Annotated in this window: 29 protein-coding genes; 18 read left to right on the top strand and 11 right to left on the bottom strand. The window is 73.8% G+C overall.

Annotation, left to right across the window (positions count from 1 at the left end):
* The first annotated feature begins 89 nt into the window (after nucleotides 1–89).
* Nucleotides 90–809 (top strand): hypothetical protein, encoded by a 720-nt coding sequence (locus NZH93_RS27000; protein ID WP_259626018.1) that lies wholly within the window; start codon nucleotides 90–92, stop codon nucleotides 807–809.
* A gap of 56 nt (nucleotides 810–865) precedes the next feature.
* Here NZH93_RS27000 and NZH93_RS26995 read toward each other — a convergent pair whose 3' ends face one another.
* From NZH93_RS26995 to NZH93_RS26985, 3 genes are all read right to left on the bottom strand, one after another.
* Nucleotides 866–1,504 (bottom strand): DUF4232 domain-containing protein, encoded by a 639-nt coding sequence (locus NZH93_RS26995; RefSeq protein ID WP_259626017.1) that lies wholly within the window; start codon nucleotides 1,502–1,504, stop codon nucleotides 866–868.
* Between the two features lie 150 nt (nucleotides 1,505–1,654).
* On the bottom strand, nucleotides 1,655–3,058 hold the full coding sequence (locus NZH93_RS26990; RefSeq protein WP_259626016.1) for an amidase: 1,404 nt from the start codon (nucleotides 3,056–3,058) through the stop codon (nucleotides 1,655–1,657).
* Nucleotides 3,059–3,068: 10 nt separating this feature from the next.
* Nucleotides 3,069–3,440 (bottom strand): DUF1707 SHOCT-like domain-containing protein, encoded by a 372-nt coding sequence (locus NZH93_RS26985; RefSeq protein WP_259626015.1) that lies wholly within the window; start codon nucleotides 3,438–3,440, stop codon nucleotides 3,069–3,071.
* Nucleotides 3,441–3,573: 133 nt separating this feature from the next.
* Between NZH93_RS26985 and NZH93_RS26980 the strand changes: the two genes are divergently transcribed.
* Nucleotides 3,574–4,476 (top strand): pentapeptide repeat-containing protein, encoded by a 903-nt coding sequence (locus NZH93_RS26980; RefSeq protein ID WP_259626014.1) that lies wholly within the window; start codon nucleotides 3,574–3,576, stop codon nucleotides 4,474–4,476.
* A 34-nt stretch (nucleotides 4,477–4,510) separates the two neighbouring features.
* Nucleotides 4,511–5,128 (top strand): helix-turn-helix transcriptional regulator, encoded by a 618-nt coding sequence (locus NZH93_RS26975; protein ID WP_259626013.1) that lies wholly within the window; start codon nucleotides 4,511–4,513, stop codon nucleotides 5,126–5,128.
* A gap of 3 nt (nucleotides 5,129–5,131) precedes the next feature.
* Here the strand turns inward: NZH93_RS26975 and NZH93_RS26970 are convergent, their stop codons facing one another.
* Entirely contained in the window at nucleotides 5,132–5,650 is a 519-nt protein-coding gene (locus NZH93_RS26970; RefSeq protein WP_259626012.1) for a CGNR zinc finger domain-containing protein, read from the bottom strand.
* Between the two features lie 239 nt (nucleotides 5,651–5,889).
* On the opposite strand from NZH93_RS26970, the gene NZH93_RS26965 reads away from it, so the two are divergent.
* Nucleotides 5,890–6,510: a TetR/AcrR family transcriptional regulator gene (locus NZH93_RS26965; protein ID WP_259626011.1), complete on the top strand. Its 621-nt coding sequence runs from the start codon at nucleotides 5,890–5,892 to the stop codon at nucleotides 6,508–6,510.
* On the opposite strand, the gene NZH93_RS26960 is transcribed toward NZH93_RS26965, so the two are convergent.
* Nucleotides 6,489–7,397, bottom strand: coding sequence for a ferredoxin family protein (locus NZH93_RS26960; protein ID WP_259626010.1), 909 nt, complete (start codon nucleotides 7,395–7,397; stop codon nucleotides 6,489–6,491). The genes NZH93_RS26965 and NZH93_RS26960 overlap by 22 nt on opposite strands.
* A 126-nt stretch (nucleotides 7,398–7,523) precedes the next feature.
* On the opposite strand from NZH93_RS26960, the gene NZH93_RS26955 reads away from it, so the two are divergent.
* Nucleotides 7,524–8,255 (top strand): SDR family NAD(P)-dependent oxidoreductase, encoded by a 732-nt coding sequence (locus NZH93_RS26955; protein ID WP_259626009.1) that lies wholly within the window; start codon nucleotides 7,524–7,526, stop codon nucleotides 8,253–8,255.
* 104 nt (nucleotides 8,256–8,359) lie between these two features.
* On the opposite strand, the gene NZH93_RS26950 is transcribed toward NZH93_RS26955, so the two are convergent.
* Nucleotides 8,360–9,235 (bottom strand): aldo/keto reductase, encoded by an 876-nt coding sequence (locus NZH93_RS26950; RefSeq protein WP_259626008.1) that lies wholly within the window; start codon nucleotides 9,233–9,235, stop codon nucleotides 8,360–8,362.
* A gap of 656 nt (nucleotides 9,236–9,891) precedes the next feature.
* Here NZH93_RS26950 and NZH93_RS26945 point away from each other — a divergent pair.
* The 3 genes from NZH93_RS26945 (at nucleotide 9,892) to NZH93_RS26935 (ending at nucleotide 11,419) form a co-directional block, all read left to right on the top strand.
* Nucleotides 9,892–10,515, top strand: coding sequence for a class I SAM-dependent methyltransferase (locus NZH93_RS26945; protein WP_259626007.1), 624 nt, complete (start codon nucleotides 9,892–9,894; stop codon nucleotides 10,513–10,515).
* Between the two features lie 63 nt (nucleotides 10,516–10,578).
* Nucleotides 10,579–11,202, top strand: a complete 624-nt coding sequence (locus NZH93_RS26940; RefSeq protein WP_259626006.1) for a hypothetical protein — start codon at nucleotides 10,579–10,581, stop codon at nucleotides 11,200–11,202.
* 70 nt (nucleotides 11,203–11,272) lie between these two features.
* Nucleotides 11,273–11,419: a hypothetical protein gene (locus NZH93_RS26935; protein ID WP_259626005.1), complete on the top strand. Its 147-nt coding sequence runs from the start codon at nucleotides 11,273–11,275 to the stop codon at nucleotides 11,417–11,419.
* A gap of 85 nt (nucleotides 11,420–11,504) precedes the next feature.
* On the opposite strand, the gene NZH93_RS26930 is transcribed toward NZH93_RS26935, so the two are convergent.
* Nucleotides 11,505–11,828 carry a hypothetical protein gene (locus NZH93_RS26930; RefSeq protein WP_259626004.1) on the bottom strand — a complete coding sequence of 108 codons (324 nt, stop codon included), beginning with the start codon at nucleotides 11,826–11,828 and terminating at the stop codon, nucleotides 11,505–11,507.
* 169 nt (nucleotides 11,829–11,997) lie between these two features.
* Here NZH93_RS26930 and NZH93_RS26925 point away from each other — a divergent pair, with 169 nt between their 5' ends.
* The 5 genes from NZH93_RS26925 to NZH93_RS26905 all read left to right on the top strand — a co-directional run bounded on the left by NZH93_RS26925 (nucleotide 11,998) and on the right by NZH93_RS26905 (nucleotide 16,875).
* Complete coding sequence (locus NZH93_RS26925) at nucleotides 11,998–12,339, top strand: nuclear transport factor 2 family protein (RefSeq protein WP_259626003.1); 342 nt, start codon at nucleotides 11,998–12,000, stop codon at nucleotides 12,337–12,339.
* Nucleotides 12,340–12,367: 28 nt separating this feature from the next.
* The gene (locus NZH93_RS26920; protein ID WP_259626002.1) at nucleotides 12,368–13,288 is read left to right on the top strand and encodes a hypothetical protein; all 921 of its coding nucleotides are present in this window, start codon (nucleotides 12,368–12,370) and stop codon (nucleotides 13,286–13,288) included.
* On the top strand, nucleotides 13,288–14,493 hold the full coding sequence (locus NZH93_RS26915) for a hypothetical protein (RefSeq protein ID WP_259626001.1): 1,206 nt from the start codon (nucleotides 13,288–13,290) through the stop codon (nucleotides 14,491–14,493). Before NZH93_RS26920 ends, NZH93_RS26915 begins: the two co-directional genes overlap by 1 nt.
* Before the next feature lie 154 nt (nucleotides 14,494–14,647).
* On the top strand, nucleotides 14,648–16,090 hold the full coding sequence (gene rox / locus NZH93_RS26910; protein WP_259626000.1) for a rifampin monooxygenase: 1,443 nt from the start codon (nucleotides 14,648–14,650) through the stop codon (nucleotides 16,088–16,090).
* A 248-nt stretch (nucleotides 16,091–16,338) separates the two neighbouring features.
* A complete protein-coding gene (locus tag NZH93_RS26905; protein WP_259625999.1) occupies nucleotides 16,339–16,875 on the top strand; it encodes a hypothetical protein in 537 nt (178 codons plus the stop codon).
* A 9-nt stretch (nucleotides 16,876–16,884) separates the two neighbouring features.
* On the opposite strand, the gene NZH93_RS26900 is transcribed toward NZH93_RS26905, so the two are convergent.
* Genes NZH93_RS26900 through NZH93_RS26890 form a run of 3 tightly spaced genes read right to left on the bottom strand, consistent with a single transcriptional unit; the run spans nucleotide 16,885 to nucleotide 19,922 of the window.
* Nucleotides 16,885–17,823, bottom strand: a complete 939-nt coding sequence (locus tag NZH93_RS26900) for a DMT family transporter (protein ID WP_259625998.1) — start codon at nucleotides 17,821–17,823, stop codon at nucleotides 16,885–16,887.
* A 9-nt stretch (nucleotides 17,824–17,832) separates the two neighbouring features.
* The gene (locus tag NZH93_RS26895; RefSeq protein WP_259625997.1) at nucleotides 17,833–18,783 is read right to left on the bottom strand and encodes an N-acetylglucosamine kinase; all 951 of its coding nucleotides are present in this window, start codon (nucleotides 18,781–18,783) and stop codon (nucleotides 17,833–17,835) included.
* 5 nt (nucleotides 18,784–18,788) lie between these two features.
* Entirely contained in the window at nucleotides 18,789–19,922 is a 1,134-nt protein-coding gene (locus NZH93_RS26890) for an SIS domain-containing protein (protein WP_259625996.1), read from the bottom strand.
* Between the two features lie 271 nt (nucleotides 19,923–20,193).
* Here NZH93_RS26890 and NZH93_RS26885 point away from each other — a divergent pair, with 271 nt between their 5' ends.
* The 5 genes from NZH93_RS26885 to NZH93_RS26865 all read left to right on the top strand — a co-directional run bounded on the left by NZH93_RS26885 (nucleotide 20,194) and on the right by NZH93_RS26865 (nucleotide 24,987).
* Nucleotides 20,194–21,030 (top strand): DeoR/GlpR family DNA-binding transcription regulator, encoded by an 837-nt coding sequence (locus tag NZH93_RS26885; RefSeq protein ID WP_259625995.1) that lies wholly within the window; start codon nucleotides 20,194–20,196, stop codon nucleotides 21,028–21,030.
* A gap of 94 nt (nucleotides 21,031–21,124) precedes the next feature.
* The gene (locus NZH93_RS26880; RefSeq protein WP_259625994.1) at nucleotides 21,125–21,553 is read left to right on the top strand and encodes an SRPBCC family protein; all 429 of its coding nucleotides are present in this window, start codon (nucleotides 21,125–21,127) and stop codon (nucleotides 21,551–21,553) included.
* Between the two features lie 28 nt (nucleotides 21,554–21,581).
* Nucleotides 21,582–22,508, top strand: a complete 927-nt coding sequence (locus NZH93_RS26875) for a 1-phosphofructokinase family hexose kinase (RefSeq protein ID WP_259625993.1) — start codon at nucleotides 21,582–21,584, stop codon at nucleotides 22,506–22,508.
* Nucleotides 22,505–23,245, top strand: coding sequence for a 5'/3'-nucleotidase SurE (gene surE / locus NZH93_RS26870; protein WP_259625992.1), 741 nt, complete (start codon nucleotides 22,505–22,507; stop codon nucleotides 23,243–23,245). The genes NZH93_RS26875 and surE overlap by 4 nt, the downstream gene beginning before the upstream one ends.
* Before the next feature lie 62 nt (nucleotides 23,246–23,307).
* Complete coding sequence (locus tag NZH93_RS26865) at nucleotides 23,308–24,987, top strand: DUF4832 domain-containing protein (protein ID WP_259625991.1); 1,680 nt, start codon at nucleotides 23,308–23,310, stop codon at nucleotides 24,985–24,987.
* Here the strand turns inward: NZH93_RS26865 and NZH93_RS26860 are convergent, their stop codons facing one another.
* On the bottom strand, nucleotides 24,988–25,830 hold the full coding sequence (locus NZH93_RS26860; protein ID WP_259625990.1) for a hypothetical protein: 843 nt from the start codon (nucleotides 25,828–25,830) through the stop codon (nucleotides 24,988–24,990).
* Nucleotides 25,831–25,890 lie beyond the last annotated feature (60 nt).

Genomic DNA, 25,890 nt, shown 5'->3' with positions numbered 1-25,890 from the left:
TCGTGGGGTCGCCTTAGCACCGGTGTGGCGCGGCCCCGTGTGGTCTTGCCCACGGGGCTCGGCCCGGTGGGGTTTGGGAGAATGGCCGGATGGATTCCCTCCCGGCCGCGGTCGTGTCCGCACTGACCGCTCCCTCCCGGTGGGACGACGTGGTGTCGGCGGTCGCCGACTTCGACCGGGAGGTCCGCGCGTGCCCGACGGCCGAGCACGTGGGTGCGGCGGCTCGGGTGGTGGAGGTGTTGTCCACGCCCGCGCACGCGAGCCTCGCCGACGGGGCGTTGGGTACGCACGCGGTGGCGTGCGCGGCGTGGCCGCCGGACCCGGACGCGCTGGTGGCGTGGTTGTTGTGGTTGCAGTTGGACTTCCCGGAGGCTCCGGAGGTGCGGCTGGCGGTGTACGCCGGGGCGCTGGGTGAGCGCGGGCTGGGTCTGTACCGGGAGCGGGCGGTGGCGAAGTTCGGCGCGTTGCCGGTGATCGGGTTCGGCGAGACCGGCCGGTACGACCGGGCGCGGTGGGCGCTGCTGCGGATCATGGAGGAGTTGGCCGAGTTCACCCAGGACGTGGACCTCCAGGTGCTGGTGCTGGAGAAGGACCTGTCGTCGGGGTGGCACTACCTCCAGGTCGCGACCGTCCTGCAGGAGGCGGGTCGGTCGGAGGACGCGATCGAGTGGGTGCACCGCGGTCTGGCCGCGACCGGTGGGCGGGGCGCGGCGGCGCGGCTGGTGGACCTGGGGGCCGCGGAGTACGTGCGGCTCGGCAGGCCCGCGGAGGCGGCGGAGTTGCGGCGGGCGACCGACCCGGTCCGCTGACCGCGGCGAGGGGCCCGTCGGATCGCTCCGGCAGACCCCTCTCGCCACGGCCGGGGTTACGGCAGGACGCCGACCGGTCCCACCGTGAGCAGGCTGCTGCCCTGCGGCGCGGTGCTGCACGTGCGGGTCGCGTCCTCCAGGAACAGCGCGGCGGTCTCGCCGGGCGGGTAGATCCGCAGGCCGCGGACGTCGACCGGCGCGCACTCGGCCTCGGAGTAGGCGCCGGCGTTGGTGACCAGCAGGAACGTGGCGGCGCCCGCGCCGGGTGCGAGCGTCACGAGCTGGGTGGGCGCTTCGTTGCGGCGCGCGGGCTCGCCGACCTGGGTGCCGTTGTCGCCGGTCACGAACGACACGCCGGGGAACCCGTCGAGCGTGCAGGAGCGGGTGCCCTTGTTGGTGAGCGTGAACGTGGTGTCGGCCTTCTGCATGCCGTTCTGGCCCTGGCTGGGGCCGAGGGTCACGGCGAGTTCGGCCGACGTGCACGCGCCGGCGTCCTTCTCCGCGCCCTGGGTGCTCGGTGCCGTGCCGCTGGTGCTCGTGCCGGTGGCAGCGGGTGTGCTCGCGCCGGTCGACGGGGTGATGGCGGCGTTGGACGGCGTCGGGGCCCCCGCCGAGGACTCCGGTGCGGAGCCGCACGCGGCGAGCAGCGCGACCCCGGCACAGGCTGTGACGGCGGTGGTGATCAGTGTGCGCATCCTGGACCCTCCCTCTGGGTTCTTCCCCCCTGTTACCCAGGACGCGCCCGAGGATCACGCGTTGCTCGTCAACGGCACTCGGTCGTGGTGTGGCGAGAAGCAACTTGATCGATCACGTGCCGGGTTTGCTCGGCCGGCGGCGACCGGGTGTCAGGCGAACGCGGGTGGTCTGCGGTCGGCCCACGGGCGGGCGCGTTCCAGTTGGCCCGACACCGACAGCACGGTGCACTCGTCGTGGGGGCGGCCGACGAGCTGCACGGCCAGCGGCAGCCCGTCGCGGGTGTGGCCCGCGGGGACGGCGGCGGCCGGGTTGCCGGTGATGTTCCACAGCGGCAGGAACGTCGTCATCCGCGAGGCCGCGAGCAGCGCGCGGATGGTGGACCAGCGCGACCACTCGCCGATCCGCAGCGGCGGGCGGGTCAGCGCCGGGGTCAGGAGCAGGTCGCAGCCGGTGAAGATCCGGTTGGCGTGGGTGGTGAGCCGTTCGCCCTGGTCGATGACCTTGCGCACCAGCCCCGCCGGGAGCCTGCGGCCGAGCGCGGCGACCTGCCGGGTGCGGTGGTCCAGGCGCGAGGGGTGTTCCACGCCGGCGCGGCTGATCGCGGCGCAGTGCAGGTAGCGGGCGGCGAACGCGGTCGACCCGGCGACGTCGTTGAACTCCGGGTCCATCCGCACCACGTCGTGGCCGAGGTCGCCGAGCAGGCTGGCGGTGTCCAGGACGACGTCGCGGACCTCCTGGGTCAGGGGGATGCCCGGCCCCCAGGGGCGCAGCGACACCGCGATCCGCAGCCTGCCGGGATCGGCGGCGGCCGCGGCGGTGAAGCTGCTGCGCGGCGGGTGGGCGGGGCCGTTGGAGTCGCTGATCTGGTCGGCGATCAACGCCCAGTCGCGCACGTGCCGGGTGATCGGGCCCGCGGCGACCAGACCCGTCCACACCTGGTCCTCCGGGGCGAGCGAGACGCGGCCGCGTTGCGGTTTGAGGCCGTAGAGGCCCGTGCACGCGGCCGGGATGCGGATGGACCCGGCGCCGTCAGAGGCGATGGCGCCGCCGACGAACCCGGCCGCCACCGCGGCGGCCGACCCGCCGCTGGAGCCGCCGGGGGAGTGGTCGTGCGACCACGGGTTGCGGGTCACCCCGGCCCACGAGCTCTCCGTGTACGGCCACAACCCCAGTTCCGGCATGCGGGTGCTGCCCACGATCACCGCGCCCGCCGCGCGCAGCCGGGCCACGACCTCGCTGTCGCGCGCGGCGGGGGTGTCGACGGCGTCGGTGCCCTTCGTGGTGGGGACCCCGGCGATGGCGAACTCCTCCTTGACCGCGATCGGCACCCCCAGCAGCGCCGCGTCCCCGCCCGCGGCGCGGCGCGCGTCGGCGGCGTCGGCCTCGGCGAGCGCGGCGGTGTCGAACACCGCCCGGAACGCGTTGACCTCCCGGTCGTGCCGGTGGATGCGGCGCAGGCACTCGGCGACGAGCTCGCGGGAGGTCAGCTCGCCCGAACGCAGCAGTTCGGCTTGGCGCGCCGCCCCGGCGAAGCACACCTCGGTCAGGTCCATGCCCCGAACCCTAGGTGCCCGTGCGCCATCTCCGGTGTCGGCTCGCTGCGGACACCCGCACCGCGATGAACGCCAGCGGGAACACCGGCCAGAAGAACGGGACCGGGGAGATGATCCACAGCACCACCAGCAGCAGCGCCGCGGCGGGCACGAACGCCCGCACCGGGGCCCGCTCCCGGCGGGCGACCGGCGCGGGCGGGGCGGGCAGGTCCGCGGTCAGCGGCGGCAGTTCGTGGCGGAACCGGGCGGCGTAGGCGGTCACCTGCCGCTCCTCGACCTCGGCCAGCGTGAGCGTGCCCTCGCCCACGGCCGCCGTCAGCCGCGCGACCACCGCCTCCCGGTCGGCGTCCGACGCCCGCACCGGACTCGGTTCGACACCCATGGCTTCCTCCCGCGACGACCGGCGTGTACCCGCTCCATCCTCACCGCGGCGGGCGTCCGCCGCGTCGGGCGGGAAGCGGTGATCACGGGTACACCCCACGACGTAGGGCCGCGGATCGTGGATGATGCGAGGCATGTCCTCGACCTGGCTCACCGCGCTGTTCTTCGGCGTGGTGGCGCTCGTGATCGCCGTCCGCCACTACCGCCAGGGCAAGGCCGACACCCTGCTCGACGACCACGCCCGCAGGCGCACCGGCGGCGAGGCCGACCGGCACCTGTCGGCGTGGCGGGAGGCGCACCGCAGGCTCCGCGACGGCGACGTGGAGGGGCTGCGGGCGCTGGAGGCGATGGGCCAGGAGAAGTCGCGGCTGCGGCAGGACATCGTGACCTCCATCTGCGCTGGCCTGCGCGGCGGGGTGGAGCTCGGCGTGGACGAGCAGTGGCGGCACACCCTCCAGGACGCGCTCGTGCGGCACCTGCGGCCGGGCCCGGACTTCTGGGCCGGGATGAGCCTGCGGTTCGACGACGCGACCCTGGTCGACCTCGACCTGCGCGGCTGCCGGGTGCGCGCGGCGGGGTTCGCGCGCGCCGAACTGCTCGGCACGAGCCGGTTCGACGCCGTCACGGTCACCGGCGACGCCGAGTTCGACGGGGCCCGCTTCGGGCGGCTGGTCCGCTTCGACGACGCCCTGTTCGCCCGGTCCGCGTCCTTCCGCGGCGCCCGCTTCACCGGCAACGCCACCTTCGACGGGATGCGCGTGACCGCCGAGGCCACGTTCAGCCACTCCCGGTTCTCCGGGCGGGCGGTGTTCAGCCGGGCGGAGTTCGCCGACAGCGCCGGGTTCCGCCGGGTCCGCTTCGGTGGCCGCGCCTACTTCACCGGCACGGTGTTCGGCAAGGACGCCCACTTCGACCACACCTGGTTCCGGGGCCGCACCGACGTCAACGACGCCCTGTACGCCGACGACGCCAGCTTCGACGGCACCCTGTTCGGCCGCCGGGTGCCGCCGCTGGCGGCCGAACCCGGCCCCGCCTAGGACTTTTCGTCCAGCCTGGACGTAAAGTCCGGGCATGCGAGATCCGCGTGTGCTCAGGTGGGAACCGGTGTGCCGGGCCGTGACCCTGCTGCTCGGCCCGTACGCCGAGGTCGTCCTGCACGACCCGGCCACCGACCGGGTGCTGGAGGTCTGGAACCCGCTGACCGCGCGCGGCCCCGGCGACCCGTCGGCGCTGGGCGACCTGGACCGGCTCGACCCGACCGACCGCGACGTCTACGGCCCCTACGAGAAGCTGCTCGCCGACGGCCGCCGCCTGTCCTCGGTCAGCGCCGTGCTGCGCGACGACGACGGCACGCCGTCGGTGGTGCTGTGCGTCAACCTCGACCGCACCCCCCTGGAACGGGCCGCCGCCGTCCTGTCCGCGTTCGGCGCCCCCACCACCCCGCCGCCCGAGCCGCTGTTCGAGGCCGACTGGTCGCAGCGCGTCGACCACGTGATCGGCACCCACGTGCGGTCCACCGGACGGTCGGTGGACCGGATGACCCGCCAGGACCGGCTCGCCGTCCTGCGCGCGCTGGACGAGGCGCGGGTGTTCGCCGTCCGCCGCGCCGCCCCCGTCGTCGCCCAAGCGCTGCGGGTGTCGCGCTCCACGGTGTACGGGCTGCTCACCGAACTGCGCGCGAAGGGCTGAGGCTCACACGAGCGCGCGGGTCCGCCGGTGCTCGGCCACGTGCACGCGGTTGGAGCAGCGGGTGGAGCAGAAGCGGCGGCGGCCGTTGCGGGAGGTGTCGACGTAGACGACCCCGCAGCCCTCGCGGTCGCAGCGGCCGACCCGGTCGGGGTCCTGGCAGAACGCGTGCGCGAGCCCGGAGGCGGTGTAGGCCTTGAGCCGGGCCACCATCGGGCCGTCCTCGCGGGCGAAGTGCAGGTGCGGCGCGCGCCCGTGGTGCTCGGAGATGTAGGGCTGCGTCGCGGACTCCGCCAGCAGGGCGTTGAGCGCGGGCACCCGGTCCACGGTCCCGGCGAACACCTCCTCCAACCGGCGCGCCCACGCCGTGAGCTCGGCCAGTTCCGCGTCGCTGCACGTCCCGGCGGGCCGGTAGTCGCGGTCGCGCAGCAGGTCGAGCAGCCGGTCCGGGGTCAGGTCGGGTCCGGCGTTGACGAGCATCACGGCGAGTTCCGCCGCCAGCCCGCCGTAAGGGTTGAAGTGCACTGAACCATGACAGCACGCTGGGGGCGTGAACACCAACTGCCCCTCCTGCGGCTGGCCCGTCGACGACCCCACCACCCCCGCCTCCGCGCACCGCAGCGGCGCGGGGCAGGTGCGCTACCAGCGGTGCGTGTGCGGCGGCTGGCTCGTGCTGCAAGGGGGGCGGTTGGTGACCGCCGTGGGCGCGTCAAGATCCACCCCGGCGCTGCGCTCACCCGAAGGAACCAGTATCGTCCGAAATTGTGACGCTCCGTCGTGAACTGCTGTGCGATACGGCCATCTCGGTGCTGGCCACCGACGGCGGCCGGGGCCTCACCCACCGAGCGGTCGACCGCCGCGCCGAGGTGCCGCTGGGCACGACCAAGAACTACTTCCCCACCAGGGAAACGCTGCTCCAGGCCGCCGCGAACCGGATGACCGAGCTGCACGTCGCCGCCGTGCGCAGGCTGCGCGACACCACCCCCGCCGACGTGACCGCCACCGACGTCGCCGAGCTGTACCCGGCGCTGCTGCGGCGCGCGGTCGCCGACGACCCGACGCACGTGCTCGCGATGCTGGAGCTGTACCTGGAGGCCGTGCGCAGGCCCGGTGTGCGGGAGGCGCTGAGCCGGATGGCCGTGGCCAACGCCGAGGCGGGCGCGGAGCTGCACCGCACCGCCGGGCTGCCGAGCACGGCCCGTGACGCGGGCCTGCTCGACGCCTACTTCCTCGGGGTCGCGATCTCGCTGCTCGCGCTGCCGGGTGACGCGCTGCGCGAGGTCGGCCTGGACGACCCGTACGCGCTGGGCCTGGGCCTGTTCTCCGCCGCCGTGCCGCGCGCGGTCCCCGGCCGGTCGGACGTTCAGGCCACCGGCACGAGCTGATCCACCGCCGTCACGACCAGCGCGGTCGGGATGGCGGGCTCCTTGCCGCACCCGGTCGGCCGCGCGGGCGGCAGGGCCCGCTCGGTCACCGACACCTGCCACTCCCGGCCGTCGGCGTGGCGCACCAGCACCGTCCACGTGGTCGCGTCGTGCCGCCGTTCCGGCTCCACCACCAGCGCGTCACCGCGTTCCCCCAGCCGGGCCCGCACCGCGACCTCCGCGACCTGACCCGCCTTCGACCAGTACGAGCGGCCCCGGCAGCGGTCCACGACCACGGCGCGGGCCGCCAGCAGCTCCTCGGCGAACCCGGTGTCCAGCCGCCCGTAGAGGTACCCGGAGGGCAGCAGCACCCCGGTGGGGGAGAACCGGTGCCCGCCGGTGTGGGTGCACTCCCACACCGCGTCGCCGTGCCGCGCGGCCAGGTCCGCGACGATCGGCCGCCCGGCCAGCGCGCAGCACACGTCGCGCTTGCCGTTGGTGCACACCAGCAGCAGCGGACCGGTCTCCGGCGTGCCGAAGCCCGTCGACCGGCCCTGGCCGAGCGCGGTGAAGTCCAGTTCGAGCAGCTCCTCGGGATCGGTGAGGTCCGCCCGTTCCAGCCACGAGGCGCCGGGCGCGCAGCTCGCCAGGTAGACGCGGCGGCGTTGCGGGACGTGCCGGTCGGGGTGCGTCCCCGGACGGCGGATCAGCAGCACCCGCACCCCGGTCCCGGACGAGCGGCGGACCAGCTCCGCGCCCAGCTCCGGGTCGAGGTGGCTCTCCAGCAGCGCGTCGCGACCCCACGGGCCGGGCTGCTCCAGGCACACCCACGCCCTCGCGGTCGCGGCCGTCCCGGACTGGGGCTCGGCGAGGGCCGCGGAGAACGCGGAGCAGCGCGGCTCGATCACGGCCACAGACTGCCCCAACAGGGCTGAACGGGTGAAGCCGGGTCCGGATCTCCACTGGGGTGCCGCATGCGCTGCGGGTACCCCACTCCCGTGCGATTCCACGCCGCCGATCTCTAGGCTCGTCGCATGAGTCCCGTCACCGTGGTGACCGGCGGCAGCCGCGGCATCGGCGCCGCCACCGTCCGCGCCCTCGCCGCCCGCGGCCACCACGTCGCCATCGGCTACCGCCGCGCCCTGCACGAGGCCGACGCGCTGGCCCGCGACATCCGCGCCGACGGCGGCCAGGCCGTCGCCGTCCGGGTCGACACCACCTCGCCGAGCGACGTCGACGAGCTGTTCGACACCGCCGCGAGCGTCCTGGGCCCGATCACCGGCCTGGTCAACAACGCGGGCGTCACCAGCCCCGCCGGGCCGCTGGCCGACCTGCGCGTCGAGGACCTGCGCCACGTCCTGGACGTCAACCTCCTCGGCGCGCTGCTGTGCGCGCGCCGCGCCGCCCGCGACCTCACCGAGGGCGGCGCCATCGTCAACGTGTCCTCGGCCGCGGCGACCCTGGGCAGCCCCGGCGAGTACGTCCACTACGCCGCCGCGAAAGCCGGCGTCGACGCCCTCACCGTCGGCCTGGCCAAGGAACTGGGCCCGCGCGGCATCCGCGTCAACTGCGTCGCGCCGGGCACCATCCGCACCGACATCCACGCCGTCTCGGGCAACCCCGACCGCCCCGACCGCATGGCCGAGATCATCCCGCTGCGGCGGGCGGGCGAGGTCGACGACATCGCCTCGGCCATCGCGTGGCTGCTCGGCCCGGAGGCCGCGTTCACCACCGGCGCCGTCCTGCGCGTCGCCGGGGGCCTCTAGGGCACGGCGTCCACGAAACCGTCGCCGTGCGGGTGGTCCCGAGCAGGCGGCTAAGCCACGGCGTCCACGAACCTCCGCTGGCCCAGGTGGTCCCGAGCGGGCGGCTAGGCCACGGCGTCCAGGACGGCGAGCGCGTCGGCGTCCAGGCGCACGGCCCCGGCGCCGACGTTCTGCTCCAGGTGCGCGCGGTCGGCCGTGCCGGGGATGAGCAGCGTGCGCGGCGAGCGGGTCAGCAGCCACGCCAGCCCGACCTGCGCGGGCGTCACCCCCAGCGCCCGCGCGACCGCGACGACCTCGGGATTGCCCGTCACCCTGGGAAGTCCGGGAAACGCCGACCCGAGCGGGAAGAACGGCACCCACGCGATCCCGTGCTCCCGGCACACCCCCAGCGTCGCCTCGTGGGACCGGTCGAGCAGGTTGTAGCCGTTCTGCACGCACTCCACTCCCGCGGGCGCCGCGCGACGGACCTGCTCGGCGTCGACGTTGCTCAACCCGATCGCGCCGATCTTGCCCTCCTGTCGCAACGCCACCAGCTCCGCCACCTGGCTGTCCAGGTCGACCCGCTGCGCGCCCTCCGCCAGCAGACCGGGCGGCGCGTCGAGCCGCCGCAGGTTCACCACGTCCACCCGCTCCACGCCCAGGCTCACCAGATCGGCCTCCACCCCGGCCCGCAACTGCTCCGGCCGCTGCGCGGGCACCAGCCCCGCCTCCCCGGCGTGCTCGGCCCCGACCTTGCTCACCAGCACCAGCCCGTCCGGGTAGGGCGACAGCGCCTCGCGGATCAACGCGTTGCACGCCCCGGCCCCGTAGAACCCGGCCGTGTCCACGTGTCCCACACCCACCTCGACCGCCCGCCGCAGCACGTCGACCGCGACCCGCCGCTCGACCGCCCCCTCCACGAGCTGCATCGCCCCGAACCCGATCCGGGCCACGTCCCGTCCGCCGAACCGAACGACCCCGCCAGGTGCCTCGTCAGCCACGCGAAAACCCCTTCCGCCTAGGTGGAGTGCCCTCCGTTTCACCGTAGCAGAACCGGAGGGCGCTCCGCATAGGGCGCGACCGCGATTGTCGTACCCCACCGGTACCGTCTGATCTCGGGGGAGCCACCACACCGGAGCACCCCCGCCCCGCGCTGCCGCCGACCGCCCCGACCTTGACCGCACCGTCGCGACCTCGACTCACGCTGCCGCCGACCACCCCGCGTCGTCGACCGACCCGACCGCGCGCCCCCGACCCGCGTCCCGACCCGTGCGATCGACCCGACCCGCACCGCCTCGACCACGCGTCCGACCACGCGCACCGCGTGCCGGCGCGGCCGACCGCACGTCCCACCCCGCGCCGCTCCGCTCGCCTGCGCGCCCCCCGACCCGCGTCCCGACCAAGCGTCCCGACTCGTCCCGCGCGATCGGCCGCCCCGACCCGCGCCGCTTCAACCACGCGCACCGCGTGACCCGCGTGCTTGAACGCGAGAACCGCCCCGGCGGCGGATCACGGGCCTGTCGGCCGGTACTACCATCACCGCATGGTCCGTCCGCTCACCCGGCCCGAGCGCCGTGCCCGCACCGAGAACCCGCGCGCGATCGACCACGCCGCCCCCACCCCGACGGCTCGCGCCGGCGAACCCCGCACCGCGTAGGTGGACCGCACCGCGTTCGTGCTGGCCAACACCCGCCCCCACCTCGTGCCGCTGGTACCGGAGGTGGTCCTGCGCGGAGCCGACGACGTCATCGCCCTGTGGGAGGCCACGGAGGAGGACTCGCCGCCGTTCTGGGCGTTCCCGTGGGCCGGCGGCCAAGCGCTGGCCCGCTACGTGCTCGACCACCCCGAGGTCGTCACCGGCCGCCGCGTCCTCGACCTCGCCGCCGGGTCCGGGCTCGTCGCCATCGCCGCGCGGCTGGCGGGCGCGGCCGACGTGACGGCGAACGACGTCGACGCGCTGTCGACCGCCGCCATCGCCGTCAACGCCGACCTCAACGGCGTCGCGGTCACCGTGGAGGGCGGCGACCTGCTCGGCGGCGCCCCCGATGGGTACGACGTCGTGCTCGCCGGGGACGTGTTCTACGACCGGGGCATGGCCGAGCGCGTGCTGCCGTTCCTGCGCGCCGCCGCCGACCGGGGCGCCGCGGTGCTGGTGGGGGACCCGCAGCGGGCGCACCTGCCGCACGCGGAGTTCACCGTGCTCGCCTCCTACGCCGTGCCCGTGCACGGCGCGTTGGAGAGCGCGGAAGTCAAACGCACCACCGTCCTGCGCCCAAAGTGAGGCTGGTGTCGATCTTCCTCACCCGTTCGTGCCACACTTTCACCCGAGAGTGAAGGGAAGACGGTGCCGATCGGATCCATGCGTGCCACCGCTGTTGTGGCCGCCGCTGTCGCGCTGCTGCTCGCGGTGATCAGCAATGCCCTGTGGGAACCACGGGACCAGCCCGCCGCCGCCGAGACCCCCTCGGCACCCGCGGCGCCCACCAGCGAACCCCAGAAGGAGCAGAAGCCCAAGGACCTCCAGGCGGTCAAGGCCGAACTCCTGCGCTCCTGCGGCAACGCCGAACTCGACCCCGCCAACTTCACCCTCGGCGCCCTCATCGACGACGGCCAGGGCCACAAGATCGTCGTCGGCAGCACCCCCCGCACCATCGCCATGTGCGGCGTGCACCCGCTCGGCAGCGGCTCCGGTGTCGGCCCCATGACCGAGTCCAGCCTCCGCAACGCCAACCGCGCCCTGGCCAAGGCGGGTGGGATCGACGCCGACACCGGCTTCCTCGGCTACGGCCGCACCCTCCCGCAGGTCGCCAAGGTCGAGATCTTCCTCCCCGGCGGCAAACCCGTCCTCGCCGACGCGGGCTCCGAGACCTTCGCCTACTTCGTCCCGCTGGCCCGCGACAAGATCACCGGCCTCACCACCAGGGTCACCGACGCCGCGGGCACCGTCCTCTACAACGGGCCCCTATAACGGGAACAGGGGCCCCGGAAGTCCACGGCGGACACACCGCGCCCACGGCCGCCCCTCTACCGTCACCACCATGCAGCCCCACCGCGCCATCGCGGGCACCGCCGCCGCGGCGGCGCTCGTCGTGCTCCTGCACCTGCTCGGCGCGTTGGACCCCCGCGCCGCCGTCGCCGACCCACCCGGCGTGGACGCGGTCGTCGACGGCCGGTTCATCCGCTAGCCCCGCCACCGACGGCACGCCCCCGCCCGCCACGCCGTCGAGGCGCGACGACACCGCGGCGGGCGGGGCGGGCGGACCGCCGGGATCAGCGGCCGGACTGGTCGGGCAGCTCGATGGGGGAGAAGCCCTTGGAACTGGCCACCGCGACCGACCCGAACGCCAGCATCAGCGCCCGGTAGGTCGACCGGCGGTCGGGCCAGTACAGCGCGCTCTCCAACGGGCCCGCCGCGGTGCCGTCCCCGTAGTCGGGGCCGCACCAGAACGACGGACCGCCCATCGCCTGGACGGCGTGCACCACCCACCCGGTCGCACCGGCCCGGTACGGTTCGCCGCCGTGCTGCGGGGCCTCCACCTGCCTCGTCGGGTCGGGGGAGTGCCGTGCGGACGGTCTGGCCGGAGTACTGCTCATGTCGTCAAGATCGCACATCACCCAGCGCGATCGACATCGGATCGCAGCGTCACCTCCGAAGCCCCGGCAACCCGGTGCCACCAGGCGCCCGAAACAGGCCCCCGCGCCGGCATGATCACGGGGAAAATTTCGGAGGTCCCGTGCCCGCGGGCTTCGAGGAGAGGGGTCCTTGTTGTCTCCTGAGGAGATCGTCGCCGGCCAACTGGCCGCCTACAACGCCCGCGACCTCGAACGGTTCCTCGGTTTCTACGTCGAGGACGTGCCGGTGGCGACGTTCCCCGCCGGGGAGGTGCTGGAGGACCGCTCCGGGCCGCTGTTCCGCCGGCGCTACCAGGAGCTGTTCGACTCCTACCCCGCGCTGCACGCCAAGCTCGTCACGCGGGTCGTGCACGGCCGCATCGTGATCGACCACGAGCTGGTGACCGGCATCGGGGCGGGCGAGTCGAGGGCCGCGGTCGCGATGTACGAGGTGGGCAAGGAGAAGATCGAACGCGTCTGGTTCGTGGTGTGACCGCCGCGGCCTGCCGGTAGCGGGCGCGGTGCACGAGGCGCGGGAACTCTCGCGGTGGCTCGCCCCGCTGCGGGAGGTCCTGCTGCGCCACGGGTACCGGCGGTCCTACCTCGGCGGCAGCGGCGCGCGCGAGATCCTCGACCACCTCCGCTTCGGCACCGCCCTGTCGCCGCGCGACGTGGACCTGTACGTCCTCAAGCACGCCACCGTGCGCGCGGCGGACGTCCACGCGCTGCGCGCCGACCTGCGCGCGCTGGGAGAGGTCGGCCCGCCGCGCGAGAAGCTGCGAGCCGGACCGTCGGGGGTCCGCGTGGTCGGCGCCGGGGTCCACGTGTACCGCCGCGGCAGGCCCATCCTCAGCGTCGGCGTCCTGCACCACGCCGCCGACCTGGCCCTCAACGGCCTGTTCGACGTCGACACGATCCTGCTCGACGTCGACAACGCCCGGCCGCGCACCCCGTGCGCGGTGCTGGACCCCCACGACGGCTACCGGGCGTGGCGCGACCGGTCACCGCGGATCGTGCACTGGGCCGAGGTCGAGCGCTGCTTCACGCGCAACGCGTTCCGCATCGTCCGCACCCTCGGCAAGGCCGACCTGCTGCGCCTGCCCGAGGACCTCGCCGACGGCTACCGCCGCAGACGACCGCCGACCCCGGTCGTGGACGACCCGCCGGACCTGCACCGGGACCTCCTCAAGGTCCTCGGCGACCGGCACTGGGCCGAGGAACTCGCCATGCTGGCCGAACTCGACGCGCTCACCCCCGTCTCGGCGTCCCTGCAAGCCCGGATCGCGGCCACCACCCCCACCGCCCTGCGCGCCGCCGTGCCCACCCCCGCCGACGCGAGCCCCACCGACCTCGCCCGCCTGCGCGCCGAGACCCTCTGCGGCCGGTCCGCCCTGCTCGACGCCCTGCTCGCCACCGCGCCGCTGGTCTTCGGAGCGCACTGATGCGCCGGTTCGACACCCCCGCCGACGCCGCCGCGCACCTGGGCCCGCTGCTGGACCGGCCGGTGCCCACCACCAGCGCCACCCTCGCGCCCGGCATCACGTTCCACGCGGAGTCGCTGGCGCTGGGGTCCACGTTCACCAACTCCTACACCGCCACCTGGCACGCCCCCGCCCGAGCCGACGTCCTCGTCACCGAACCCCCGGTCAGCACCGCGGACCACGCCCGCCGCACCGGCGACGTCGTCACCACCACCGCGGGCTTCTTCTTCCTCGCCGACCGCTGCCGCCACCGCCCCCGGACGCTGAGCCTCAACCTCGCGATCCGCGCCGGCCGCGTCCTGAGCGTCCCGGTTGCCACCCAGGACGCGCTCGTCAGCCGTGACGGCGTCCTGTCCGTCGTCGAGGTGCCCGCGCGCGGCGAGTTGTCGCTGTCCGGGCAACGGCTGCGGTGGGCCGGGTCGCGGACCGCGTTCGACGCCGACTGCCTGGTCTACGGCAACGCCAACTGCGCCATCCAGCACCAGCCCGACGAGCGCACCGGCAAGGTCCGCGTCTTCCAGGAGGAGTCCCGCCTCACCCCGCCCATCACCGATGACCGCTGGACCGACCTCGGCTTCCACGCGACCCCCGACGGCCGCTTCGCCGCCGTCACCCGCGAGGACACCGGCCGCGTCGACGTCTTCGCCCACGACGTCGTCGTGCGCTGCCCCCGCTCCGCCGCGGGCACCCGCTTGGACGTGCACACCATCGGCCCGCTCACCCCCGGCGACCAGCAGGGCGCCATCTCCGTCGGACCGTCACTGGCCCACCCCGATCCGGTCACCCACCCGCTGAACGACGACCGCTCCCTGGGCAGCTACCCGCTGCTGCGCGACCGGGCGTCCACCCGGCTCGTCTTCTACGAGACCGGCGACGGCGCCAGGCACCTGCGGCTGTTCGACGGCCGACCCGGCAGCACCACGTTCCCCGGCCTCACCCTCGAGCAGACCCTCACGGCCGTGCGCGCGGCCGGCGACGTCGTGTCGGGCTGCCTGCTGGACTCCGGCAACACCAGCAAGCTCACGGTGCTGCGCGACGGACTGCTCACGAGCCACGGCAACCGCCACTACCTGCGCTGGCCCCCACCGGGCGAGACGGGCTACACCTGGACCCCCGACCACGGCCGCCCGGTCGCCAGCCTGATCGCGCTGCGACCACCCGCGTGAGGAGAAGACCTCTCCCCGACAATTCCAAGATATAGCGCGAAGGGGGGCTTGCGGCAAGACCGGGGTCGTGCCGCAGAATCCGCGGCCGAAGCCGGCACCCGCGGAAAAACCCGGAATTCCGCGACCGACCGGACTTCGTCGAACAGGGGGCTCGATGATCGACGTGATAGTCGTCGGTGGCGGACCGACCGGCGTGGTGCTGGCCACCGAACTGGCACCGCACGGCGTGGACGTGCTCGTGCTGGAAAGGGACGCCGAGCCGACGGAGGTCGTCCGCGCGCGCGGCCTGCACGCCCGCAGCATGGAGGTGCTCGACCAGCGCGGCCTGCTGGAGCCGATGCTCGCGCTGGGCAGGCGGAGCCCGTTGGGCGGGTACTTCGCCGGCATCACCAAGCCGCCACCGGACGGGCTCGACACCACGTTCCCGTTCGTCCTGTCCCTGCCGCAGCCCACCACCGAGCGGCTGCTGGTCGAGCACGCCCGCGCGCTCGGCGTCGGGATCCGCCGCGGCCACGAGGTGGTCGGGCTGGGCCAGGACGACGACGGGGTGGACGTCGACCTGGCCGACGGCACCCGGCTGCGGTCGCGCTACCTCGTCGGCTGCGACGGCGGCCGCAGCACCGTGCGCGCGCTGGCGGGCATCGACTTCCCCGGCGAACCCAGCACCGTCGAGACGCTGCTGGGCGAGGTGGAGCTGACCGCGTCACCGGACACCGTCGCCTCCGTCGTCGCCGAGGTCCGCAAGACCCAGCTCCGGTTCGGCGTCGCGCCCTCCGGGGAAGGCCTCTACCGCTTCGTCGTGCCCGCCGACGGCGTGGCCGAGGACCGCACCACACCACCGACCCTCGACGAGGTCGGGCAGCGGCTGCGCGCGGTCGCGGGCACCGACTTCGGCGCGCACTCACCCCGCTGGCTCTCCCGCTTCGGCGACGCCACCAGGCTGGCCGAGCGCTACCGCGCCGGTCGGGTCCTGCTCGCGGGCGACGCCGCGCACGTCCACCCACCGACCGGCGGCCAGGGCCTCAACCTCGGCATCCAGGACGCGGTCAACCTCGGCTGGAAACTGGCCGCGCAGGTCCGCGGCTGGGCCCCGGAGGGACTGCTGGACAGCTACGGGGCCGAACGGCGCCCGGTCGCCTCCGCCGTGCTGGACAACACCCGCGCCCAGATGCTGCTGATGTCCCCCGAACCCGGCCCCCGGTCGGTGCGCGCGCTGCTGGCGGAGCTGATGGACTTCGAGGAGGTCAACCGGCACCTGATCGAGAAGATCACCGCGATCGGCGTCCGCTACGACTTCGGCGACGGCCACGACCTGCTCGGCAGGCGCATGCGGGACCTGACCCTGGAGGGGAGCCGCCTCTACGAGCTGATGCACGACGGCCGCGGCCTGCTGCTCGACCAGACCGGCGGCCTCTCGGTGACGGGCTGGGCGGATCGCGTCGACCACGTCGTCGACGTCGTCGACGTCGCCGAAGGCCTCGACGTGCCCGCGGTGCTGCTGCGACCGGACGGCCACGTCGCGTGGGCGGGCGCGGACCAGCGGGACCTCCTCGACCACCTGCCCCGGTGGTTCGGCACACCCACGACCACCCCCTGAACGAGTCCGACGTCCCGTCGTCGCCCGAAAAGCCGGTCTCTCCCCGGATGGCCCCTTTCCGCCGCGCCGGGAATGCGCTAGCACCCGCCACGAGGGATAACGGCATTCGATCTTTCCGCATTTATCGGGGTATTCACAATAGTGTTGCTTTCCCCAATTTCATCATGCGGCCGCGTCGGGGCGCCGGTATTTTCCGTGAACCAGCGCGAAAGACACCGTGAAAACCGGCGAGAGTGAGCACGTTCTCCATGAGCAGCACGGCCGAGGACGACGGCCGCCCCACCACCCCCGCCGCGCCCGACGACGCCCCCACCACGCCGTTCGCCCCTCCCGACGGCCCCCGGCACTGGGTGATGGCCGCGGTCGGCGCCCTCAACCGCCGCGACCTGCGCTTCGCCGTCGCCGCGGCCCAACGCGTCCTGACCGACCAGGACTCCACCATGGCCGCGGTCGAGGTCCTCAGCGGAATCCTGCTCACCGGCATCCCCCAGGGAAGCCTCCGCCGCGGCGCGCGCGTCCCCCTCGGAATCTCCACCCCACCGGGTGACACGCAAAGCCTGCGCGCCGCGCACCACGCCACCGACCTGATCACCGCCATCGCCTCAGGCGACGACGAACTGGCCACCCCCGTCCTGCACGCACTGGGCGGCCCGCACGGACTGGACATCCTCATCGTCCTCATCCGCGCGGCCGCGGCACGGGTGGAGGGCTTCGTCGGCGTCGACGGCGACACCGTCGACGCCTACTACGCCGCGTCCCGCACCCACCAGGGCCAGAGCGGGTGATCCCGCGCGTCAGTCCGCCCTGGCCACGTCGACCCCCTCCGCCTCCGCGCTCTTCTCGCTGCGGTAGACCATGAGCGTCGAACCGACCAGCGCCAGCACGATGCCCGCGAGCTGGAACCCGGTGGGGGAGGCGCCGAACACGACCAGGGACAGCACGATCGTCAGCACCGGCGCCAGGGCGTTGGTCACCGGCGCCACGATCGACGCCTTCCCGCGGCTCATCGCCATCACCAGGAACAGCGCGCCGACCGCGTTGAGGAGCTGCGTGACCGCGGTGAGCGCGGGCGCCTGCCACGGGAAGTCCAGCGGCAGGCCGCCCATCATCACGATCGCGACCGGGATGAGCAGCAGGCCGCTGATCGTCATCCAGCCGAACGTCGTCTCGTCCGCCACCCCCGCGACGGCGGCCTTGCGCATGAAGAACGCCTGCACACCCCACGCCACGCACACCAGCACCGCGAGCACCAGGTAGAGCCACCCGGCGTCGCCCCCGTCACCGGGGGAGACCGAAAACAGCACCACGGCGGCCAGCGCCAGCACCACACCGGTCCACGACAGCGCGCCCAGCCGTTCACGCAGCGCGCCGAACGCCAGCAGCACCGTGATCGCCGGGGACAGCGCGATGATCGGGAAGATGATGTACGCCGGGCCGATCGTGAGGGCCTTGAACAGCAGGAGCTGCCCGCCCGCGCCGGTCAGGCCGATCAGCAGGCCGTAGCCCGCGGCGACCCGACCGCGGTCGAACCTCTTGCCCCGCAACGAGATCCAGGCGGGCAGGATCATGGTCAACGCCCACACGACGTAGACCATCGGGTCCGGGTAGCCGTACCACTTGGTGGGCAGGCTGGAGAAGGCCCCCCACACGCCCCAGAACAGCACGAGCAGACCGGCGTAGGGGATCCAGCCGGTCATCCGGGACAGCGGGGCGGGCGCGTTCGACGTGGCCATGTCGACTCCTCAACGGGCGGCAACTGCGTGGATGTCCTGCGCCCGCAACGGGTGTCCGTGCAGGCGTGCCGCGTAGACGGCGGCACCGATGTGCGGTTCCAGCAACGGGTCCCGCAGGTCGATCTCGTGGGTGAGCGACTCCCGGAACGACGCCAGCACGTGCTCCGAGCCGAACACGCCACCGGAGTAGGACACCGGCACCCGCTGGGAGGGGTCGAAGCCGAGCGCGCCGCGACCGACCTCCACGAGCAGGGCCAACTCCCGCCCCGCCTCCCGCAGGATGTCGACGGCGGCGGCGTCGCCTGCCTGCGCGGCCACGACGACGACCTTGGCGAGGGTCGCGATCCTGCCGCGGTCGCCCTGCCACCGGTTGATCACGACGTCGATGGCGTCGAAGTCCGCGGACAGGTCGAGCGCGCGCCTCATCTCCGCGACCAGCGCGCCGACCGGCAGCCGCCCGTCGACCATGCGGCTGAACGCGTTGAGGCCCCTGATCGCGATCCAGTACCCGGACCCCTCGTCGCCGAACAGCTCGCTCCAGCCGCCGCCGCGCCACTGCGCGCCGAGGTGCTCGCCGTAGGCGATGGAGCCGGTGCCCGCGACGACGTTGATGCCGTCGACGCCCCCCAGCGACGCCGCCCACCCGCACACCATGTCGTTGCCGCACCGGTAGTTCGAGGACCCGAGGATCGTCGCGGGCAGCGCGTCGAGCAGCGGCACGTCCGCGCTGATCTCGCCGTAGGACGGCAGGCCGAAGAACGAGTAGGCGATGTCCGCGACCGTGACGCCCGCGATCCGGCAGACCTCCGCGATCCCGGCGCGCAGCAGCGGTTCCACGATCCGCAGGCCCTCGCCCAGGTAGTACACGCTCTCGGTCCTGGCCTCCGCGGCGATCCGCCCGTCCACGTCCACCAGGCAGAACGCCGTCTTGGTGCCACCACCGTCGACTCCGAGGAACACCGGGCTCACCCCTTCCCGTCGAACTCGTCGAACTCGTGGACGACCACGCCCCGCACCACGCGGTTCACCTCGCCGCCGGGGAACGGGTCGTCCGGCTCCAGCCCCAGCGCGAGCGAGCACGCGAGCGCGGTGGCCTGCGCGGTGATCACCGCGACCAGCGACCACACCGCGGGCGACCAGCCGGGCGCGCACGGAACGGGCCACGACCGCGCGCCGCCGTCGGCCGGTCCCACCACGACCACCCGGTCCGGGCCCAGATCCGCCACCAGTTCGCGGACGATGTCCTCGTCGTAGCGGCGGGTGTGCGCGTCGGGGGACAGGAAGACGACGACGACCGTCCCGTCGCGCACCACCGACTTGGGGCCGTGCCGGAACGCCAGCGACGACTCGGCGACCCCCACCACCTCGCCCCCGGTCAGCTCCAGGCACTTGAGGGCCGCTTCGCGCGCCAGCCCCAGCAGCGGACCGGACCCCAGGAACACCAGCCGGGCGGGCGCGGCGTCGGCGATCCCGAACGCCCGCCGCTCGACGTCGTCGAGCACCGACGACCCCGCCCGCGCCAACTCCCGCACGTCGACGTCGATCCCGAACGCGAGCAGCGCCGCCAGCGCCATGCCGGTGAACGACGACGTCATGGCGAACCCGCGGTCGTTCACCTCGTCGGGCAGCGCGACCACGACGGCGTCCTCGTCACCGGACCACCGCCGCGCCAGCGCGCCCGCCGGGTCGCAGGTGATCACCAGGTGGCGCAGGCGCGGCGTCAGGCGCCGCAGCAGGTCGGCCGCGGCCACGGACTCCGGGCTGTTCCCGCTGCGGGCGAAGGACACCAGCAGCACCGGCCGGTCGTCCACCACCGACCCGCGCGGATCGGCGACGATCTCCGTGGTGGGGATGGCCTCCACCGGCCTGCCGAGGTGGTGCGCCAGGTCGCGGGACACCAGCTCGCCGACGAACGCCGACGTCCCCGCGCCGGTCAGCACGATCCGGGTCCGCGGTTCGGCGAGCGCGTCCCGCAGTAGAGCCTCGACGTCCGTGCGGGCCCGTGCCACCGCGTCGGCCACCAGTGGCCAGGTGGCCGGTTGCTGGCGGATCTCCCGCGCGGTCCAGCCTGCGCCGAGACGCTGTTCGCTCACGGTCATGCGTGTTGCCCTTCGCCTTTTCCGGGACGCGTTCGAATCGGCACCAGGTCGTTTCCCCCGAATGGGGTGGTGCTCCGTCGGACCCGTGTCAACGCCTTTTCGCCGGGTTCGGCATTCCTACGTCCGCCGGTGCGCGAGTCGCAAGGTTCGGTGGCCAAGTGAACATCCGGGATGCGCGTTTGCCGTGGTTTCCCCTGGCCATGGGGTACGGGAGGCCGGTGTTCGGCTTGGCGGGGCGGGGTCGCGGAAAGCTGCCGTAGGCTTGCGCGCCATGGTCGACTCGACGGATTCCGGTGTTTCCGAACACCGCCCGCGGAAAAGGCGCACGCCCCGTTCGGAACGTTTGCCCGAGATACTCCAGGTGCTGGCGGAAACCGGATCGCTCGACGTCGGCGACCTGTCCGCGCGCTTCGGTGCCTCCGCCGCCACCCTGCGGCGCGACCTCGCCCTGCTGGAGGAGCAGCGGCTGCTGACCAGGACCCACGGCGGCGCGCTGCCCCAGGGCCTGGCCACCGAGCTGCCGGTGCGCTACCGGGAGAACCGCTCGCGCGACGCCAAGCGCGCCATCGCCCGCGAGGCCGTCCGCAGGCTCCCGGTCGGACCGCACGTGATCGCCCTGACCGGCGGCTCCACCACCAGCGAGATCGCGAAGGAACTCCCCGGCCGCCCCGACCTGACGGTGGTCACGAACGCGCTGAACATCGCGGCGGACCTCGCACCGCGACCCCGGCTGAAACTCGTCGTCGTCGGCGGGGTGGCCCGACCGCGCTCCTACGAACTGGTCGGCCCGTGGGCGGAGCACGTCCTGGCGTCGATCAGCATCGGCACCGCGCTGGTCGGCGTGGACGGCCTGGACGTGACCGCTGGCCTCACCACCCACGACGAGAACGAGGCCCGCACCAACCGCGCCATGATCGGCCGCGCCCAGCGGGTCATCGTCGTGGCCGACGGCAGCAAGCTCGGCCAGGTCGCGCTGGCCCGCATCGCCGACGTCCACGAGGTCCACGAGGTGATCACCGACCGGTCCGCCGACACCGCGGTCGTGTCGGCCATCCGCGCCGCCGGGGTCCGGGTCACCGTCGTCGAACCGAAGTCCACGAAGGACTGACCTCGCACGCGGTCGACCCCGGCCGGTTTCGTCCAGCGCCCCGGCGTGGCGCGTGGGACGTTGGACCGACCACGCCATCGATCAGGAGGTCGCCGTGCCGATCTACGACAAGGCGATCGAGGTCGCCGTCCCGGCGTCCGTCGCCTACCGCCAGTGGGACACCCCCGAGTCGTTCTCGCGGTTCATGTCCGGTGTGGAGCACGTGACGGAGCGCGACCACGACCACAGCCACTGGATGACCGGGTTCGCCGGTGTCCAGCGCGAGTTCGACGTGGAGATCGTCGAACGGCTGCCGGACGAGCGCATCACCTGGCGGGCGACCTCCGGGGCGCGGCACAGCGGTTCGGTGACGTTCGCCGAGGTGGGGGAGGGGCGTTCGCGCGTCAGCCTGCACATGGACTACGAGCCGGACGGCGCGCTGGAGGCGGTCGGGTCGGCGCTCGGCGTCGTCGGCGCGCGCTTGCAGAGCTACCTCAAGGGGTTCAAGTCCTACATCGAGAGCGATCACCCCTCCACGGGTTGAATTCGGACAAAACGGGTAATAGCCCGGTATGACGAACGGTCGAGTAGCTGTGTTCGCGCCGTCCCCGCTGCTGACGGTGACGGTGGAAGACCTGGACGGGACGCCGGACGTCCACGTGCACGCGGGCGGCCAGGGGGTGTGGCAGTCGCGGATGATCGAGTCGCTGGGCGTCGAGGTGGTGCTGTGCTCGGCGCTGGGCGGCGAGACTGGGCAGGTGCTGCGGCACCTGATCGGGGTGGAACTGCGGGTGCGGGAGGTCGCGGCGCGCAACGGCGCGTACGTGCACGACCGGCGCGACGGGAACCGCGACCAGGTGATCCGGATGCCCGCGGACGTGCTGTCGCGCCACGAACTGGACGACCTGTACGAGCTGACCCTGGTCGAAGCGCTCGGCGCGGGCGTGGCGGTGCTCAGCGGCCCTGCGGAGGAGGACGAGCCGGTGCCCGACTCGGTGTACGAGCGGCTCGCGAAGGACCTCGGCGCCCACGGCTGCCGCGTCGTGGTGGACCTGTCCGGCGACCGGCTCGCGGCGGCGCTCGCGGGCGGCCCCCACGTGGTGAAGGTCAGCCACGAGGAACTGGTGTCCGACGGGCTGGCGAAGTCCGATTCGCTGCCCGACCTGGTGGCCGGGTGCCGCGAGGTGGCCACCTGCGGCGCGAGCGCCGTCGTCGTGTCACGCGCGGCCGAGGCCACGTTGGCGCTGGTCGAGGACCGGCTGTACCTGGTGGAGTCACCCGCGCTGAGCCCGGTGGACACCCGTGGCGGCGGTGACTCGATGACCGCCGGCCTGGCCGCGGGGCTCGCGCAGGGGCTGTCGCTGGAGGAGTCGCTCAGGCTGGGCGCCGCGGCGGGCGCGCTCAACGTCACCCGGCACGGACTCGGGTCCGGCAGCGGCGACGTGGTGCGCGAGATGGTCGACCGGGTCGTCCTCACGCCGTGGGAGGAGGCCGCGTGAGGGTGCTGATCACCAACGACGACGGCATCGACTCACCGGGGCTGGCGGCGTTGGCGCGCGCGGCGGTCCGGCACGGGTGGACCGCGGTGGTCGCCGCGCCCGCCGCGGAGGCCAGCGGCACCAGCGCGGGCCTGACCGCCGCCCAGGACGACCGGCGGATCGAGGTCGCCCGGCGGGACCTGCCCGACCTGCCGGACGTGCCCTGCTTCGCGGTCGCCGCCCACCCCGGCCTCATCGCGCTGGTGGCGTCCCAGGGAGCGTTCGGCGACCCGCCGGAGGTCGTGCTGTCGGGGATCAACCGCGGCGCGAACGTCGGCCGCGCCGTCCTGCACTCCGGCACCGTCGGCGCGGCGCTGACGGCGTCCATCAACGGCGCGCGCGCCATGGCGGTGTCCCTGGACGTCGGACTGGACCCCGACGTCGAGCACCACTGGGCCACGGCCGCCGCAGTGGCGTCCGGGCTGTTCGACCGGCTCGCCGCGCTGCCACCGGGCAGCGTCCTCAACCTCAACGTGCCCAACCGCCCCGAGGTGGGCCCGCCCCGGAGAGCGGGCCTGGCCGACTTCGGCGCCGTGCGCAGCAAACTGCACGACACCGACGACGGCACGATCAGCCTCGCCGCGGTGTCGGTGGACGAGGAGCCGCGCCCCGGCAGCGACGCCGCCCTGCTGGCCGAGGGCCACCCGACGCTCACGCCGCTGCGGTCGGTGTCGGAAGACCCCGACGTGGAGGTCTGAGGCCGCGACGGTGATCCGCCCTGTGGGTTAATGGCAGCGCCGCGGGGAAACGGAGGAATCGCGTGCCGAAGATCGTGCGAGTCCTGGTGATGGCGCTCGCCCTCACCAGCGTCGTCGCCACACCCGCGGGCGCCGCCATCACCGGGCCGACGGTGAGCAGCACCGCCACGACCGTCACCTACCAGGTCGGGTACACGGGAACACCCGCGTTCGCGCGGGTCTACCTGGACGTCGACCGCGCCGCGGCCACGGGGTTCGCCCAGGGCGCGGTCGGCGCGGACTTCCTGCTGGAGAACGGAACCCTGTACCGGCACGGTGGCGGCGGCTGGGCGTGGACGGCGGTCAAGGCGGTCCCGTTCACCTCCTCGGGCGGGACGGCCCGGTGGACGGTCGAGCGGGCCGACATCGGGGAGTCGGCCAGCCCGAACGACGCCGACGTGGTGTTCCAGGTGGAGGCACCGGTCGAGACCTCCGCCAAGGTCACCCACACCTACGCCGGCGGCGCGAGCGGCCCGGTCTACCCGCCGTCGACCGAGGTGATCGCCAACCCGGAACGCGGGCTCTACCACCACACCCAGGACTGCGACAAGGCCGACTTCTCCGCCGACGCGCTGCGCCAGTACCGGACGTCGCAGGGCGTCACGCTGGTGATGTGCGTGTTCTACCTCGCGGAGTACAAGGCCTCGCCGATCGCCCAGACCGCGCTGGACCGGTTGGGCCGCCAGTTCGCCGCGGCCCGCGCGGCGGGCGTGAAACTGGTGCTGCGCTTCGCCTACACGGCGTCCGACGCCGGTGACGACGCCCCGAAGGACCGGGTGCTGGGGCACCTGGACCAGCTCGCTCCGTACTTCACGGCCAACGCGGACGTGATCGCCGTGGTGCAGGCGGGCTTCGTCGGCGCGTGGGGCGAGTGGTACTACACCCGCAACTTCGGCAACGCGGGCACGGTCACCTCGGCGGACTGGGCGAACCGCAAAGCGGTGGTGGACAAGCTGTTGAGCGTCCTGCCCGCCACGCGGGCCGTGCAGCTCCGGACGCCGAAGATCAAGCGCACCCTGTACGCGGCCGGCGGCAGGCTCGGGCACCACAACGACTGCTTCCTGGCCAGCCCGGACGACTTCGGCACCTACGAGAACACCGCGGTGGAGTACCCGTACCTGGAGGCCGAGACCCGCACGGTGCCGATGGGCGGCGAGACGTGCGCGCCGAACCCGCCCCGCTCGGACTGCCCCACGGCCACCGGTGAGCTGTCGCGGTTCCACTGGACGTACCTGAACACCGACTACCACCAGGGCGTCCTCCAGTCGTGGGCCGCCGGGGGCTGCCTGGCGGACGTGACCAACCGCCTCGGCTACCGGTTCACGCTGCGCGACGGCACCTTCCCGGCCACGGCCGCGCGCGGCTCGGGCCTCGCCGTCCGGATCGGGCTCACCAACGACGGCTACGCCGCGACGATCAACCCGCGCACGGTGGCGCTGGTGCTGCGCAACACCACGACCCGCGCGGAGACGCGACTCCCGCTCGCCGCCGACCCCCGCGCGTGGCTGCCGGGCGCGCACACCGTGGCGCAGACCGTGACCGTGCCGTCCTCGCTCACCCCCGGCACGTACGCGCTGCTGCTGGAACTGGCCGATCCGCTGCTGCCCGGCAGGCCCGAGTACTCCGTGCGGACCGCCAACACCGGCCTGTGGGAGGCGGCCACCGGGCTCAACGACCTCCGGCACTCGGTGACCGTGTCGTAGTCAGGCCTCCGCGGAGCCCACGGGCTCCGCGGAGGGAGGACCGTAGTCACCCGGTGGCAGCACCTGGCGCGAGTGGACGACCACGGCGACTAGCTGGAGCCCGACGGACAGCACCACGTAGCCGATCAGCACCCCGGTGAACGCCGACGGCTGCTTGCCCTCGAACAGGTCGAACACCACCGGAACGGCGAACATCGCGGGCAGGGCGTGGTTCGCGTTCTCGGTGCGGACCAGGTCGTCCACGGCGCGGGTGGCCTCGTCGTCCGCGATGACCGGCGCGCGCAGCACGCCGGTCAGGACGACCGCGGTGGACAGGGCACCGATCGCGAGCAACCCCAGCCAGCTCGACGCGTAGGTCCGGGCGGGCGTCGTCACGACCATGGCGACGCCCAGCCCCGCCCCACCGACGAAGGTGACCGCCGTCGAGGCGGTGAACCAGCCGCCGAGCACCGTCCGCCACGGCGGGCGGGGCAGGCTCGGGTCGTTCAGGGCCTCGTGGGAGGCGAGCCCGCGGTCGACGCGCGACCACGTGCGCCACGTCGCGAGCTGGAGCGCGCAGTAGACGGAGGTGAGGACGAGGCCTTCGGTCATGTCCTCGTCGCGCACGTCCGGCAGGTCCGGCACCAGCCAGTGGACGAACGCGTAGCAGGCGAAGGCCAGCACCACGAACACCGCGTAGTACCCGAACCAGACGCGCCGTCGGTTCCGCTGGCCCAGCCGGACCGTCAGCAACGGCCTCGGGATGTGGACCAGGGCACCCCGTCTCACCAGCCACTCGCGAGCCGCCACGGCTTCCCGGTGCGTCGCCGTGCCCAGACCCCAGTCACCCTCTGTTTCCACCACGCCTACCCCCCGACCACACCGTAGCGCCGGCCTACCGGCGCGCGGGCGCGATTCGACGAC

It is taken from the genome of Umezawaea endophytica (assembly GCF_025061645.1).
Lineage (GTDB): Bacteria > Actinomycetota > Actinomycetes > Mycobacteriales > Pseudonocardiaceae > Umezawaea > Umezawaea endophytica.
This window is presented reverse-complemented; position numbering and strand designations above follow the sequence as displayed.

What these genes read in the sequence shown, in the direction of transcription:
- NZH93_RS27000 (WP_259626018.1), top strand. Translation starts at nt 90, where the DNA reads ATGGATTCCCTCCCGGCCGCGGTCGTGTCCGCACTGACCGCTCCCTCC.
- NZH93_RS26995 (WP_259626017.1), bottom strand. Translation starts at nt 1,504, where the DNA reads ATGCGCACACTGATCACCACCGCCGTCACAGCCTGTGCCGGGGTCGCG.
- NZH93_RS26990 (WP_259626016.1), bottom strand. Translation starts at nt 3,058, where the DNA reads ATGGACCTGACCGAGGTGTGCTTCGCCGGGGCGGCGCGCCAAGCCGAA.
- NZH93_RS26985 (WP_259626015.1), bottom strand. Translation starts at nt 3,440, where the DNA reads ATGGGTGTCGAACCGAGTCCGGTGCGGGCGTCGGACGCCGACCGGGAG.
- NZH93_RS26980 (WP_259626014.1), top strand. Translation starts at nt 3,574, where the DNA reads ATGTCCTCGACCTGGCTCACCGCGCTGTTCTTCGGCGTGGTGGCGCTC.
- NZH93_RS26975 (WP_259626013.1), top strand. Translation starts at nt 4,511, where the DNA reads ATGCGAGATCCGCGTGTGCTCAGGTGGGAACCGGTGTGCCGGGCCGTG.
- NZH93_RS26955 (WP_259626009.1), top strand. Translation starts at nt 7,524, where the DNA reads ATGAGTCCCGTCACCGTGGTGACCGGCGGCAGCCGCGGCATCGGCGCC.
- NZH93_RS26935 (WP_259626005.1), top strand. Translation starts at nt 11,273, where the DNA reads ATGCAGCCCCACCGCGCCATCGCGGGCACCGCCGCCGCGGCGGCGCTC.
- NZH93_RS26930 (WP_259626004.1), bottom strand. Translation starts at nt 11,828, where the DNA reads ATGAGCAGTACTCCGGCCAGACCGTCCGCACGGCACTCCCCCGACCCG.
- NZH93_RS26915 (WP_259626001.1), top strand. Translation starts at nt 13,288, where the DNA reads ATGCGCCGGTTCGACACCCCCGCCGACGCCGCCGCGCACCTGGGCCCG.
- rox (WP_259626000.1), top strand. Translation starts at nt 14,648, where the DNA reads ATGATCGACGTGATAGTCGTCGGTGGCGGACCGACCGGCGTGGTGCTG.
- NZH93_RS26905 (WP_259625999.1), top strand. Translation starts at nt 16,339, where the DNA reads ATGAGCAGCACGGCCGAGGACGACGGCCGCCCCACCACCCCCGCCGCG.
- NZH93_RS26900 (WP_259625998.1), bottom strand. Translation starts at nt 17,823, where the DNA reads ATGGCCACGTCGAACGCGCCCGCCCCGCTGTCCCGGATGACCGGCTGG.
- NZH93_RS26890 (WP_259625996.1), bottom strand. Translation starts at nt 19,922, where the DNA reads ATGACCGTGAGCGAACAGCGTCTCGGCGCAGGCTGGACCGCGCGGGAG.
- NZH93_RS26885 (WP_259625995.1), top strand. Translation starts at nt 20,194, where the DNA reads ATGGTCGACTCGACGGATTCCGGTGTTTCCGAACACCGCCCGCGGAAA.
- NZH93_RS26875 (WP_259625993.1), top strand. Translation starts at nt 21,582, where the DNA reads ATGACGAACGGTCGAGTAGCTGTGTTCGCGCCGTCCCCGCTGCTGACG.